The sequence below is a fragment of the Actinomadura geliboluensis genome, from assembly GCF_043197915.1.
GTDB classification, from domain to species: Bacteria; Actinomycetota; Actinomycetes; order Streptosporangiales; family Streptosporangiaceae; genus Spirillospora; species Spirillospora geliboluensis.
Genome location: NZ_JBICUA010000020.1, coordinates 63,905 through 77,760 on the forward strand (window position 1 = coordinate 63,905; position 13,856 = coordinate 77,760).

The window sequence follows — 13,856 nt, forward strand, 5'->3', positions numbered from 1 at the left end:
CTTCTGACAGATCCGAGGGCCGCCCTAAGCTGATGCCATGGCCACGAAGGTTCAACTCGCACAGCGTCCGGAAGCCGACGAGCTGCTCGGACGCAGCCCGCTGGCGGCGCTGGTGGGCATGCTGCTCGACCAGCAGATCCCGATGGAGTGGGCTTTCTCCGGCCCGTACACCATCACGCAGCGGCTCGGCTCCGACGACCTGGACGCGCACGAGATCGCCGCCTACGACCCGGAGCGGTTCGCCGCGGTGCTGTCGGAGAAGCCCGCCGTCCACCGCTACCCCGGCTCCATGGCCAAGCGCGTCCAGCAGCTGTGCCAGTACCTCGTGGACAACTACGACGGCGACGCCGAGAAGGTGTGGAAGGGCGTCGACAGCGGCAAGGAGCTGTTCAAGCGCCTGAACGGCCTGCCCGGGTTCGGCAAGCAGAAGGCGCAGATCTTCCTGGCGCTGCTGGGCAAGCAGTACGGCGTCCGGCCCGAGGGCTGGCGCGAGGCCGCCGGCGCCTACGGCGAGGAGGGCTCGCACCGCTCCGTCGCCGACATCACGGGCCCGGAGTCCCTGGCCCAGGTGAGGGCCTTCAAGCAGGAGCAGAAGGCCGCCGCCAAAGCCGCCAAGTAGCGGCGCCGTGGGGGCGCCGAGCCGGAGACACACCCGGACTAGGGAAGTTGACGCGCGGTGACGCCGGAGGGTCGTAACATCTCCTACTCGCCGTCCGGACGGGCCGCCTCGCGCGTCCCGTGCGGTGGTGTCCGAATCCGGTGCGTTCGTCCGGGACCGAAGGGACAACGATGTTCAGCAGGGGTTCCGTACACGCCGAACCATCGGGATGATGAATACCTGACTCCGACCGGTGTTGTGATGGAGGCGGGAGCGCTAGCCTGCTCCCATTCACTCATAGTGATGAAAACTTGCCGCGCGGTACGGGACCCTCTGGGGCGGAGGTGTTGTCCATGAGCACCGAGACGTCCGTTCCGCATCCCCGCGTTTCAGGGGTGGAGGGCAGGCCCATGGATGCGTCCGACGCCGCGCTGTACGCGACCTTGCTGAAGGAAGGCCCCGGCGGGCTGGCGTTCTTCGACCCCGACCTGCGCTGCCGCAAGGCCAACGACGCCTTGGCCGCGCTCCTCGGCGTGCCGGCGCGCGAGCTCCTGCAGCACAGACCGTCCGAGGTGCTGCCCGAGGCCCTCGGCGCGGCCTTCGAGACGGCGCTGCGGAAGGTCATCGACGAGGACCGCTCCGTCAGCGATCTGGACCTCGTGGTCCCGGCCGGCGAGGCCCCCGGAGGCGCCGCCTCCGACCCGGCGCCCGGCGCCGCGCCGGGCGTCGCCACGGCCGTCGAGGAGCGCATCCTCGCCTGCACGTGGCTGCCCGCCAGGGACGCCGAGGGCGCCCAGACGGGCGTCGTCCTCACCGCCCTGGACGTGACCGAGCGTCGCCGGGCCGAAGAGGTCATCCGCCGCAAGGAGCAGCGCTACCGCTCGCTCGTGGAGGCCAGCGCCCAGGTGGTGTGGGTCGCCGCTCCGGCGGGCGGCGTGATCGACGACGCGCCCGAGTGGCGCGCGATCACCGGGCAGACGCCGGACGACTACGCCGTCGGCGGCTGGCTGTCGGTGGTGCACCCCGAGGACCGTCCCCGCATCGAGTCGGTCTGGCAGGAGTGCGTCGAGGAGAACCGGGTCTTCGAGACCAACTACCGCATCCGCACCAAGAGCGGTACCTACCGCCACTTCGACGTGCGCGCCGTGCCCATCTGGCAGGGCGACACGGTCATCGAGTGGGTCGGCGCCAACACCGACGTGACCGGCCAGCGCGAGGCCGAGGAGATGCGCGGCAGGCTGACCGAGCAGCTGTCGGCGGCTGCGCTGCGCACCGCGCGCCTGCAGCAGGCCACCTCGATGCTGGCCGAGGCCCTGACGGTCTCCCAGGTCGTCCAGGTCATCACCGAGGTCGGACGGTCCGCCATAGGCGCCGACTACTCCGCCGTGGCGCTGCTGGACGACGACAAGCTGCGCCTCAGCATCGTGACGCCGTCCCAGCCGGGCTCGGAGAGCGAGACCAGCCCCGCCTCCCGCGACGACATCAAGGTCAGTGACCAGACCGTGATGTCGGTGGCGGTGCGGGAGAGCCGGCCGTTCCTGGCCGAGCACCCCGACAGCCTGCGCCTGCAACTCGGCCACGGCGAGCGCGACCTGTTCGCCCAGCACACCGAGGAACGCGCCTGGGTGGGCCTGCCGCTGCTGGCGGCGGGCGCCCCGATCGGCGCGCTCCGCTTCTCCTTCACCCGGCCCAGGGAGATCACCGAGGAGGAGCGGGTCTTCCTGGAGGCGCTGGCCGGTCAGTGCGCCCTCGCCGTCGAGCGGGCCCTGCTGTTCGAGCGCGAGCACCGCACCGCCGAGGAGCTCCAGCGCAGCCTCCTGCCGAGCGACCTCCCGCAGCTGCCCAGCATGGTGCTGGCCGCCCGCTACAACCCCGCCACGCGCCACGTCCAGGTCGGCGGCGACTGGTACGACGTGTTCCGGCTGCCCGACCAGCGGCTCGCCGTCGCCGTCGGCGACGTCATGGGCAAGGGCGTGCTCGCCGCGGCCGGAATGGGACGCGTCCGCAACGCCCTGCGCGCGCTCGCGCTGAACGACCCGCGCCCCGCCGCGGTCCTGGCCGGCCTCGACCGGCTGTTCAGCGCCACCGAGGACGAGGAGCAGTTCACCACGGTCGCGTACGTCGTCATCGACCCCGAGACCGGGCAGGGCGAATTCAGCAACGCGGGCCACCCGCCGCCCCTGCTGATCTCCCAGGATTCGCCCGCGCGCGTCAGTTCGCTGGAGCCCGGCACGCCCCTCGGCTGGCCCAGCCAGCGGCAGCAGACAAGTTTTTCCATCGAGACCGGCAACACTGTGGTGTTCTATTCCGATGGACTTGTGGAGAACCGTAGGCGTGGGGTGGACGCCGGGCTGGACGAGCTTGTCGCCGTGGCCGCGGACGCCCCACCTGAAGTGGTAGGAGATCCCGAGAGACTCGTCGACTTCCTGGTCGATCGGATGCTTGCCGGATACGAGCAGGTGGACGATGTGACCGTGCTCGCCCTGCACGTCCCGCCCGAGCCCGCGTGAAAACCGCCTGAGACCGCGTCAAGACGGAGTAGCACGTTCGAAGGACCGTCCCGCGCCCTCTAAGGTGGAGTGTTACCGGGTAGGACTCCAGGGCGGAATGCGCAGCAGTGCCAGAATGCTTGACCCAGACAGAGCGGGTACGCTGCGGTCCCGCACCGGTGGTCCGCTCCGTGTGTGGTCCCACCCAGTGTGAGGCCGGGCCCGTCAGGGCACTTGGGTCAACCAAGCCACACGTTCGTTCGAGAGGTATTTGTGTCGCCTGCTAGCTCGACCTCGAAAGCGTCGGATCTGCACGATCACGTCATCGCGCAACTGATCGAGCGTGGACGGTCCCAGGGTTACCTCGAAGCCGACGACGTACGCCGTACGTTCGAGGAGGCCGACATCCCCGTGTCGAAGGCCTCCAGCATTTTGCGGAGCCTCAGCAAGGAGGGTGTGACCGTCATGGTGAGCGCTGCCGACTCAGCGGCGCCCAAGCGCCCGCGCAAGCGCGCGGCGCAGGCGGCGCGCAAGCCCAGGACCGCCGCCGCCGCGAAGGAGCAGCCCGACACGGTGACCGCCGTGGTCGGCGACGACGCGCCGGAGGAGGCCGCCGCCGAGCCGCGCCCGGCCGCCGCCAAGCCCGCGCCCAAGAAGCCCGCGCCCGCCAAGGGCGCCAAGACGAAGAAGGCCGCGCCCGCCAAGAAGGCCGCCGCCGCCGTCAAGAGCGCGCCCGCCAAGGCCGCGCCGGCCAAGAAGAGCGAGGGCCCCGAGGTCGACGACGAGGTCGAGGTCGACCTCGACGAGGACCTCGCCGACCTCGACGTCGAGCTGGAGGACGACACGGCCGCCGAGGTCGAGGAGCCCGAGGCCGACGAGGAGGAGGCCCCGGCGGCGCCCGCCGCCAAGGCCGCCCCCGCCGGGAAGGGCGCCGAGGGCGCCGCCCCGGCCGAGGAGGAGGGCTTCACCCTCGGCGACGACGACGAGGACGCGCCCGCCCAGCAGATCGCCGCCGCCGGCGCCACCGCCGACCCGGTGAAGGACTACCTCAAGCAGATCGGCAAGGTCCCGCTGCTCAACGCCGAGCAGGAGGTGGAGCTCGCCAAGCGCATCGAGGCCGGGCTCTTCGCCGAGGAGCGCCTCGCCGTGTCCGCCGCCGCGATGTCCGAGGAGGACCTCGAGGACTTCGAGTGGATCGCCGAGGACGGCCGCCGCGCCAAGAACCACCTCCTGGAGGCCAACCTCCGACTGGTGGTGTCGCTGGCCAAGCGCTACACGGGGCGCGGCATGCTGTTCCTGGACCTCATCCAGGAGGGCAACCTCGGCCTGATCCGCGCCGTCGAGAAGTTCGACTACACCAAGGGCTACAAGTTCTCCACGTACGCCACCTGGTGGATCCGGCAGGCGATCACCCGCGCGATGGCCGACCAGGCCCGCACCATCCGCATCCCGGTGCACATGGTCGAGGTCATCAACAAGCTGGCCCGCGTGCAGCGCCAGATGCTCCAGGACCTGGGCCGCGAGCCCACCCCGGAGGAGCTGGCCAAGGAGCTCGACATGACCCCCGAGAAGGTCGTCGAGGTCCAGAAGTACGGGCGTGAGCCCATCTCGCTGCACACCCCGCTGGGCGAGGACGGCGACAGCGAGTTCGGCGACCTCATCGAGGACTCCGAGGCGATCGTCCCCGCCGACGCGGTCAGCTTCACGCTGCTGCAGGAGCAGCTCCACTCCGTCCTCGACACGCTCAGCGAGCGCGAGGCCGGCGTGGTGTCGATGCGGTTCGGCCTCACCGACGGCCAGCCGAAGACCCTGGACGAGATCGGCAAGGTGTACGGGGTGACCCGGGAGCGCATCCGGCAGATCGAGTCCAAGACCATGTCGAAGCTGCGTCACCCGTCCCGGTCGCAGGTCCTGCGCGACTACCTGGACTGATCGTTCGACCTGAGGGAACAGGGCCCCGCGCGCACGCGCGAGGCCCTGTTCTCGTCATGCCGGTGGAGGCTCGCGTCCCGTGCTCGCCGCCCGCCGTGCCGGGACGTCAGTCGTGCAGGACGACGTCCAGGTCGGTGCCGTTCAGCTCGACCGTGTGGCCGAGGTCGGCGACGGCCTTGAGCAGCTCGTCGGGGGTGCGCGGCGCGGCGCCCGCCTTGAGGAGGTCGTGGGCGATCTTCCCGCGGGTCGCCTTGGCCATGTGGCTGACGACGGTCCGCTTGGGGACGCCGCCGGTGACGCGCTCCCGGACCACGCGGACGGCGACGGCCGGCTGCGGCGCCTTCCACGCCGACGCGTACGGGCCGGAGCGCATGTCCACGACCAGGTCGTCCTCCAGCCGCAGTGCCTTGCTCATCGCCGGGCGCCACAGCGTCCCCAGGCGGCCCGTGGGCGGCAGGGACACGCCCATGGCCAGCCGGTACGGCGGGACCCGGTCGGTGAGCCTCAGCGCACCCCACAGGCCCGAGAAGACGATGATCTGCGCGGCGGCCGCGTCGGGGTCCAGGTCGGGGAGGTCGAGGTTGTCGTAGAGGACGCCGGTGTAGAGCCGTGCGGCGGGGAGCGTGGGCGCCTCCCGGAGCGCCTTGTTCCGGGCCAGCGCCTCGTCCACCTGGCCGGCCGGCAGCCCGAGCACGTCGGCGGCGTCGCGCCGCTTGCACGCCCTGGTGAGGCCCGCGAGGACCCGCTTTCGCGTCGCGGTGAGCCCGGGGAAGCTCAGCGAGGCCAGGTCGAGGGGCGGGCCGTCCCCGTCGGTAGCCTTCTTCTCCGACGGCGGCAGCAGGATGTGCACGATCCCCCCGAAAGCGGTGACAGATGGCGGCGCGGTCTCTGGAGACACGGTTGGGCGAGCTCGTCGCTGAGGCGTGGCCCGCGCCGTCCACCCAGGATATTGGCGGCTGGGTGCTGCGCCATGCCGAAGGAGTGACCAAGCGGGCCAACTCCGTCCTGCCCCTGGGAGACCCAGGGGACGTGGGCCGGGCCGTGGAGGAGGCTGAGCGCTTCTATGGCGCGCTGGGGCTGCCGACGGTGTTCTCGGTGGACGCCCAGGCGCGGCCTGAGGGGCTCGACGCGCTCCTGGAGGGCCGAGGCTACGAACTGGTCGATCCGACGATCGCGATGGTCGCCGACCTGGCCGTCCCCTACGAACGAGACGGGGCCGACATCACGGAGGCGCCGTCGCAGGAGTGGCTCGACCTGTGGTGGTCGGTGGACGGCCGGTACGACCATCAGCTGCCGATGGCGGAGAAGATCCTCACCGGTGTGGGCGCCGGATACGCGTCCCTCGACGGTCTCGCCGTCGGACGAGGCGTCCCGCAGGGGGAGTGGTTCGGTGTCTACGCCATGGCCGTCGCGCCTGAGGCGCGCAGGCGGGGTCTGGGGCGCCGCGTGCTGCGGGCCCTCCTCGGCTGGGGACGCGAGCAGGGGTGCGAACGGGCGTATCTGGTCGTCGTTGAGCGGAACGCGCCGGCGAGGGCGATGTACGCGGCGGAAGGGTTCGTTCCGGCGGGTGGCTATCACTATCGAGTGAAGAATGTCACTCCGGGGTGAGAACCATGTGGATGGAGTGATCCGGCCCATGGTCAGAAGCAATTTCACTACGCTGCGCGATTGTCTAATTACTCTCTGAAGTCATGCCTCTTCGCGGCTCGGCGGAGCGCGGCGGGGTGAAATGCGAACGGCGGCCACCGTTGCCGGTGACCGCCGTTCCTGGGGTTTCTATGGGGAGATCTACCGCTCCTCGGGGGACGCGGTGGCCGGGGTTTCGGTAAGCCGGTCGGTCTCGTCCTGTATGTCGGCCCCGTTGGCTCGCAGCGCCTCTGAGTACTTGCGTCCGTGGTGGGCGCAGAACAGAAGGTCGCCGCCGCCTACAAGAACAGCACGGACGTAGGCCTGGGCGCCGCAGCGGTCGCATCGGTCGGCGACGGTCAGCGGCTTGGTTGGGGCAAGGGCTCCAGTCACGGCACCTTCCTCATGCTCGGGGTCGGTACTTAGGACAACATCTAACCCGACGCTGGCGTTCCCAACCTGCTTCTCCGTACGCCCACAGCAGAATGGCCCAATAAGTGACCGAGGTCACATTAGGCGTCGTCCCATCGGAACAGGCGCACGGCGATCAACGCGCCGACCACCGCAACCCCCAGCAGAACGGCGATTTGGGGCAGTGCAGAGGACGGGCCGAGCCCGCGTCCCATCACGTTGAGCATCCCTTCGTTGAGATACCTCAGCGGGAAGATGTAGGACAGCGCCTTCATCCAGCCCGGTGACGCGTCCAGCGGGAAGAAGGACCCGCCCAGGAACGCCATGGGCAGTACGACCAGCTGTGTCACCGCCTGGGCGGTCTCCTGCGTCTTGGCCCACGCGCCGATCAGCATCCCGATCGACAAGAAGGCCAGCACGCCCGCTATCACCATCGGGATGGCCATCCACCAGGCGCCGCTGAGCTTCAGCCCGAACATCGGCAGTTGCGCCACCAGCACGAACAAGGCGAACTGCACCAGCGCGATGGCCAGGCTGACCGCGACACGCGCGGCGAACACGGTGGGTATCGGGGCAGGGGAGAGCTGGAGTCGGCGCAAGATGCCCTTGGTCCGCCACGTCACCAGCGTCTGGGAGGCCCCGAAGACGCCCGCCGAGGCCAGCGCCCAGCCGAGCAGGCTCGGCGTGAAGAACTGGATGGCCTTGAGCGAGTCGTCCTCCACCTGCTGCGTGGCCAGCGTGTAGGCGGGCGGCTTACCGGTCGCCGCCTGGTTGGCCGACTGGACGATGGAGTCCATCAGCCCCCGCACCGTCCCCGACTTGACCTGGTCGGTGGCCGAGTAGTGCACGACCAGCTCGGTCCCGCGCTGCTCGACGACGGCGTCCGCGTCGCCCTTCTCCACCTTGCGCAGCGCGGCGGCGCGGTCGGACGTCCTGGTGACCTTCAGGACCTTGGCGAGCTGGTCGGCCCCCTGCGTGACGGCGCCGTCCAGGATCGGTGCCTTGCCGACCTCCAGAACCGTGACCTTCGACGTCGTCTGGTGACCGAAGATGCCACCGAAGATGACCAGGAACATCAGGGGGAACAGCACGGTGAAGAACAGCGCGGTCCGGTCCCGCCTGAAGCCGAGGAGCATCGCCCGGGACAGGCTCTTGAAGCTCTGGTAGGTGCTCACGCCCGGTACTCCCGTCCGGTGAGGTCCAGGAAGACGTCCTCAAGGGTGGCGCCGCGGATCTGGACGCCGTCCAGGGCGTTCTTGGCCGCCATGGCCGCGACCACGGCCGAGGGGTCGCGCGTGGAGATGGTCAGCGAGACGCCGTCGTCGGCGGCCTCGTCCGCGCCCGGCAGGAGTCGGGCGTCGTCCACGCCGAGCATGCCGCTGGCCACGCTGATGCGCGCGGGGGCGTCCAGGCCGCGCACCAGCACCGCCGGCGGGCCGAGCCGCAGGATCCTGCCCGCGTCCATGATGGCGACGCGGTCGCAGAGGATCTCGGCCTCGTCCATGTAGTGCGTGGTCAGCACCACCGTGCGGCCCTCGGTGTTGATCTGGCGCAGCAGGTCCCAGAGGTTGCGGCGGGCCTGCGGGTCCAGGGCGGCGGTGGGCTCGTCCAGGAACACCAGTTCCGGATCGTGCACGAGCGCGCACGCGATGGATAGGCGCTGAGCCTGCCCGCCCGACAGCTTCTCCACCCGGACGTCGGCCTTGTCGGCCAGCCCCACCAGCTCCATCATCGCGTCGGCCTTCGCTGCGGGGACGCCGTAGAGGGAGCCGAACGTCTGCAACTGCTCGCGGGTGGTCAGCCGCTCGAAGAACGACGACGCCTGGAGCTGGACGCCGATCCTGGGCAGCAGCTTCGGGTTGCGCGGCCACGGGGAGAGCCCGAGCACCGAGACGTCCCCCTCGTCCGCCTCGCGCAGCCCCTCGATGATCTCCAGCGTCGTCGTCTTCCCCGCGCCGTTCGGGCCGAGGATGCCGAAGAACTCGCCCTCCTCGACCCCGAACGTCACCCCGTCCACGGCCCGGACGTCCCCGTAGCGTTTACGGAGGCCCGTGGCCTCGATCGTTTGCACCATGCAGAGGACAGTAAGGACCGGAGCGTCTACCGCACACCCACCTAAAGGTGGACGTTAAGGTCTAGAAGTGGAGGGCGGGGCACGCCCGGCGGGCCGCGGCGCGGCCGCGCGGCGAGCCGCCCGGGGGACCGGCGCGCGACCGCGGCCGGGACGCACGGAACGCCCGCGGCGGCGAGCCTCCGGCCGCAATGTCGGCGCCCGGGGGTACCCTGCTGCCGACCGTCCTACCCCCGAGGAGCGCACGCACGTTGACCGCCGCGACCGCCGAAGCGACAACAGAAGACCCGCACGGCTACTCCGCACGGCACCTGTCGGTGCTGGAGGGGCTGGAGGCCGTCCGGAAACGGCCCGGCATGTACGTCGGGTCGACCGACAGCAGGGGCCTCGCCCACTGCCTGTGGGAGATCGTCGACAACTGCGTCGACGAGGCCCTCGCCGGCTACTGCACCCACATCAGCGTGACGCTCCACGCCGACGGCTCCTTCGAGGTGGGCGACAACGGCCGCGGCATCCCGGTCGACCTGGAGCCCAAGACGGGGCTGCCGGGCGTCGAGCTGGTCATGACGCGGCTGCACGCGGGCGGCAAGTTCGGCGGCGTCTCCTACACCGCGTCCGGCGGGCTCCACGGCGTGGGGGCGTCCGTGGTCAACGCCCTCTCGGCGCGGCTGGACGTGGAGGTCGACCGCGACGGGTACACCCACGCGATCAGCTTCCGGCGCGGGCTTCCCGGCGAGTTCGCCGACGAGGGGCGGCCCAACGCCCGGTTCAAGAAGAAGTCGGGGCTGCGGCAGGTCCGCAAGGTCGCCAAGAAGACCACCGGCACCCGTGTCCGGTTCTGGCCCGACCTCCAGATCTTCCTGAAGGACGCCACGGTCGAGCAGGAGCTCGTCCTCGACCGGATGCGGCAGACCGCGTTCCTCATCCCCGGCCTCACCATCGACGTCCGCGACGAGCGCGGCGAGGAGGTCGTCGACGAGACGTTCCGGTTCGACGGCGGCATCAGCGAGTTCTGCACCTACCTGGCCAAGGACGCCCCGCTCGTCGACGTGCTGCGGCTGCGGGGCCGCGGCCACTTCACCGAGACCGTCCCCGTCCTGGACGACCAGGGCCACCTGACCCCCACCGACGTCGAGCGCGACCTCGAGGTCGACATCGCGCTGCGCTGGGGCACCGGCTACGACACGATCACCAAGTCGTTCGTCAACGTCATCGCCACCTCGAAGGGCGGCACCCACGTGCGGGGCTTCGACCGCGCCGTGCTGAAGGTGCTCAACGAGCAACTCCGCGCGACCAAGCTGCTGAAGAACGGCGATGAGGACGTCATCAAGGAGGACGTCCTGGAAGGCCTCACCGCGGTGGTGACCGTCCGGCTGCCGGAACCGCAGTTCGAGGGCCAGACCAAGGAGGTCCTCGGCACGTCCGCGGCGACCCGCATCGTGTCCCAGGTCGTCCTCCGCGAGCTGCGCGCCGTCTTCGAGAACCCGTCGCGCGGGCAGAAGCAGCCGCTCCGGGCCGTCCTGGAGAAGGTCGTCGGCGCGGCCAAGACCCGCATCGCCGCCCGCACCCAGCGCGACAACCAGCGGCGCAAGAACGCCCTGGAGAACTCGGCGCTGCCGGCCAAGCTCGTCGACTGCCGCACCACCGACGACCGCAGCGAGCTGTTCATCGTCGAGGGCGACTCGGCGCTCGGCACCGCCAAGCTCGCCCGCAACTCCGAGTTCCAGGCGCTGCTGCCGATCCGCGGCAAGATCCTCAACGTGCAGAAGGCGTCCGTCGCGGACGTGCTGAAGAACGCCGAGTGCGCCGCGATCATCCAGGTGCTCGGCGCCGGTTCGGGCCGCACCTTCGACGTGGAGGCGGCCCGCTACGGCCGCGTCGTGATCCTCGCCGACGCCGATGTCGACGGCGCGCACATCCGCACCCTGCTGCTCACGCTCTTCCACCGCTACATGCGGCCGATGCTGGAGGCCGGGCGGGTGTTCTCCGCCGTCCCGCCGCTGCACCGCATCGAGCTGATCAAGCCGAAGAAGGGCCAGGACAAGTACATCTACACCTACTCCGACGCCGAGCTGCGCAAGCGGCTCGTCGAGCTGGAGCGCAAGGGCCAGCGCTGGAAGGAGCCGATCCAGCGGTACAAGGGCCTCGGTGAGATGGACGCCGACCAGCTCGCGGAGACCACGCTCGACCCCCGGCACCGGGTGCTCCGGCGCGTCCGCATCGAGGACGCGGAGGAGGCGGCGAAGGTGTTCGAGCTGCTGATGGGCAGCGAGGTCGCGCCGCGCCGGGCGTTCATCACCGCCGGCGCCACCGAGCTCGACGTCGAGCGCATCGACGCCTGACCGGCGCGGTGGCGGGGGGCGGGGCCGTTCCCGTGGTGGACGGCCCCGTGACGACGTGGATCAGTCGCCGATCTTGAGGTTGCGGAACGTCTGGACGGGGTCCGGCGCGCTCCGGGCGGTCAGGGCGTTCGCCGACTGGTACGGCGCGGTGGCCATGTAGAGCTGGAACGACGCCGCGTTGTTACCGGACGCCGACGGCAGCCCGGCCTTCCAGTCGATCACCGGGCCGAAGATGCCGCAGCCGCTGGTCTTCGGCACCGCGAAGGAGGTGTCCTCGGTCGGCATCTGCAGGATGGGCGGGTTGTTGAACGGGTCGGTGTAGTCGCCCTCCGTCACGACCGTGATCTTGTTGAAGTCGATGCCGAGGTTGAGCTTCAGCGGGTCCTTGTTCGATCCGATGAAGCAGCCGTTGCCGATCGCGTCGTTGATCAGCTTGATCTTCAGGTTGATCGCGGTCGTCGGGAGGTTGAAGTCGAACCCGCCCGCGTACTTCGCCTGGACCTGCACCTTGTTGTAGGGCAGGCCGTCCCAGCCGGCGATCGGGAAGCCGAGCAGCCCGAGGACGCCGCCGGGGACCGTCATCGGCTTGCCGGTCATCTTCACGCTGGTGTACTCGGCCGGGTCCGACCAGGACGGCTGGACCGCCTGGATGACGGTCCGCATCGGCTGGGTGATCTCCTGGGTGAGACCGCCGAGCTTCATCGAGCCGCCGGTCACGACCAGCTGCAGGCAGGTCGCGAGGGCGGGGTCCTGCCCGGCGGGCAGCGGCGGGCACTGCTTGGCGAAGTCGAACTTCGGCACGTCCGGCGGCAGGTCCTGCGGGGCCGCGAGCGGGGCGGTGCCGGGGGCCTGCGGCGCGGCGGCCTGGGCGGGGGCCGCGGCCAGTCCGAGCGCGAGGCCGACGGGCGCCGCCGCGAGGGCGGCGCGGGAGAGGAGTTTCACAGGCATGGAGCCTTTCTCGGGGGATGCTGCGGGGACGGCTCGTTGGAGCGGTCCACGCAAGGAACCACGATTCAAAAACAAGATCGTGTCTAATAGCAAGATCGCTAACTCGGCCACATGCGGCCAGGTTCCGGCGCCTCCACCCGGGGGTGGAGAGCGGGTCTACAGCCGTGCGCCGATCCGCGCGGGAGCCGCGGGCACCTAGCGTCAGGGCATGCACACGCGGGACCACGTTCCTCCAGCCCCCCTGCCGCCGGCCCTCCGCGCGGGCCTGCCCGCCCGGTTCGCACGGGCTACCGTCGGACCGTGAACGGCAAGGTGGTGGCACCGGAGCGGCTCATCCGGCTGCTCATCGTCGGCATGCTCGCGATGTGGGGCCTGATCGCGTACATCCGGGGGCTGCTGCACGGGGACCCCGCTCCGGCCCTGCACGGCGACGGCCTGGCCCTCGTCGTCCTCAACGCGGTGATGTTCGCCCTGCTCGGGGCCGGGCTCGTGCTGGACCGCTGGGACGGCTCGCGCCTGCGGAGGCCGGGGCTCGCCCTCCTGCTGCTGTCCGTGGCGGCGGCGATGGCGCTGTACGCGATCGCGCCGCACGCCGGCGGCGGGTTCTTCTTCTGCATGGCCGGCCTGTGGGTGCTGCTCCTGCGGCTGCCGCTGCCGGCGGGCATCGCGGTGAGCGCGCTGACGGTCGCCACGATCGCCGTTCTGGGGGAGGCGTTCCGGCAGGGCGGGGCCGACCTCGGCCTGATGTCGGCGTTCGCCGGCCTCACGCTGGGCGCCGTCGCCAGCCGCCAGGGCGCCGCCGCGCAGGAGGCCAGCCGGAGGGCCGAGGCGGCCAACGCCGTCCTCGCCGAACGGTCGCGCATCGCCCGCGAGATCCACGACATCCTCGCGCACTCGCTGTCGGCGCAGATCGTCCACCTGGAGGGCGCGAGGCTGCTCCTCTCGCGGGACGGTGACCGTGTCCAGGCCCTGGACCGCGTAGAGCGCGCGCGGAACCTCGCCCGCTCCGGCCTGGAGGAGACAAGACGTGCCCTTGCCACCCTCCGCGGAGAGATACCGGAGCCCAAAGAGGTGCTGGCCGAACTCGCCGAGGAGTTCTACGCGAGCACGGGCCGTCCTTGCGACGTGCAAGTGACCGGTGTGCCGCGCGAACTCTCACCCCAAGCCGGCCTGGCGGTCGTCCGCACCGCGCAGGAGGCGCTTACTAACGTCCGCAAACACGCCCCCGGCGCGCGCGCACAGGTCACCCTGCGCTACCTGCCCGACAAGGTGGAACTCGAAGTGACCGACAGCGGCGGCACCGAATCGGTCATCGAGCTGGGCGGCGGGGGATACGGCCTCGTCGGCATGCGGGAGCGCGCCGAACTGATCGATGGCACCCTGGACACCGGTCCGGACGGCACGGGGTTCCGTGTGTCCCTCCAGGTTCCGGCGTGACG

The 13,856-nt window shown here is 70.6% G+C and carries 11 protein-coding genes; 6 read left to right on the forward strand and 5 right to left on the reverse strand.

The window, feature by feature from the left end:
• Positions 1–37: 37 nt before the first annotated feature.
• The 3 genes from ACGFI1_RS41965 (at position 38) to ACGFI1_RS41975 (ending at position 5,019) form a co-directional block, all read left to right on the forward strand.
• Positions 38–619 carry an HhH-GPD-type base excision DNA repair protein gene (locus ACGFI1_RS41965; RefSeq protein ID WP_138636743.1) on the forward strand — a complete coding sequence of 194 codons (582 nt, stop codon included), beginning with the start codon at positions 38–40 and terminating at the stop codon, positions 617–619.
• A gap of 389 nt (positions 620–1,008) precedes the next feature.
• Complete coding sequence (locus ACGFI1_RS41970) at positions 1,009–3,108, forward strand: SpoIIE family protein phosphatase (RefSeq protein ID WP_392737544.1); 2,100 nt, start codon at positions 1,009–1,011, stop codon at positions 3,106–3,108.
• 252 nt (positions 3,109–3,360) lie between these two features.
• The gene (locus ACGFI1_RS41975) at positions 3,361–5,019 is read left to right on the forward strand and encodes an RNA polymerase sigma factor (RefSeq protein ID WP_138636741.1); all 1,659 of its coding nucleotides are present in this window, start codon (positions 3,361–3,363) and stop codon (positions 5,017–5,019) included.
• Positions 5,020–5,125: 106 nt separating this feature from the next.
• Here ACGFI1_RS41975 and ACGFI1_RS41980 read toward each other — a convergent pair whose 3' ends face one another.
• Positions 5,126–5,869, reverse strand: coding sequence for a YaaA family protein (locus ACGFI1_RS41980; protein ID WP_392793240.1), 744 nt, complete (start codon positions 5,867–5,869; stop codon positions 5,126–5,128).
• 50 nt (positions 5,870–5,919) lie between these two features.
• Between ACGFI1_RS41980 and ACGFI1_RS41985 the strand changes: the two genes are divergently transcribed.
• Positions 5,920–6,627 (forward strand): GNAT family N-acetyltransferase, encoded by a 708-nt coding sequence (locus ACGFI1_RS41985; protein WP_387074338.1) that lies wholly within the window; start codon positions 5,920–5,922, stop codon positions 6,625–6,627.
• Positions 6,628–6,807: 180 nt separating this feature from the next.
• Here ACGFI1_RS41985 and ACGFI1_RS41990 read toward each other — a convergent pair whose 3' ends face one another.
• The 3 genes from ACGFI1_RS41990 to ACGFI1_RS42000 form a co-directional block, all read right to left on the reverse strand.
• Positions 6,808–7,038, reverse strand: coding sequence for a DUF7455 domain-containing protein (locus ACGFI1_RS41990; protein WP_138636738.1), 231 nt, complete (start codon positions 7,036–7,038; stop codon positions 6,808–6,810).
• Positions 7,039–7,157: 119 nt separating this feature from the next.
• Positions 7,158–8,231, reverse strand: a complete 1,074-nt coding sequence (locus tag ACGFI1_RS41995; RefSeq protein ID WP_386870988.1) for an ABC transporter permease — start codon at positions 8,229–8,231, stop codon at positions 7,158–7,160.
• On the reverse strand, positions 8,228–9,130 hold the full coding sequence (locus ACGFI1_RS42000; protein ID WP_138636736.1) for an ABC transporter ATP-binding protein: 903 nt from the start codon (positions 9,128–9,130) through the stop codon (positions 8,228–8,230). Before ACGFI1_RS42000 ends, ACGFI1_RS41995 begins: the two co-directional genes overlap by 4 nt.
• Positions 9,131–9,378: 248 nt before the next feature.
• Between ACGFI1_RS42000 and ACGFI1_RS42005 the strand changes: the two genes are divergently transcribed.
• Complete coding sequence (locus tag ACGFI1_RS42005; protein WP_392793242.1) at positions 9,379–11,469, forward strand: DNA gyrase/topoisomerase IV subunit B; 2,091 nt, start codon at positions 9,379–9,381, stop codon at positions 11,467–11,469.
• Positions 11,470–11,529: 60 nt separating this feature from the next.
• On the opposite strand, the gene ACGFI1_RS42010 is transcribed toward ACGFI1_RS42005, so the two are convergent.
• Positions 11,530–12,417 carry a hypothetical protein gene (locus ACGFI1_RS42010; protein ID WP_386870993.1) on the reverse strand — a complete coding sequence of 296 codons (888 nt, stop codon included), beginning with the start codon at positions 12,415–12,417 and terminating at the stop codon, positions 11,530–11,532.
• A 300-nt stretch (positions 12,418–12,717) separates the two neighbouring features.
• Here ACGFI1_RS42010 and ACGFI1_RS42015 point away from each other — a divergent pair, with 300 nt between their 5' ends.
• A complete protein-coding gene (locus ACGFI1_RS42015; RefSeq protein ID WP_392793243.1) occupies positions 12,718–13,854 on the forward strand; it encodes a sensor histidine kinase in 1,137 nt (378 codons plus the stop codon).
• The last annotated feature ends 2 nt before the right edge of the window (positions 13,855–13,856 follow it).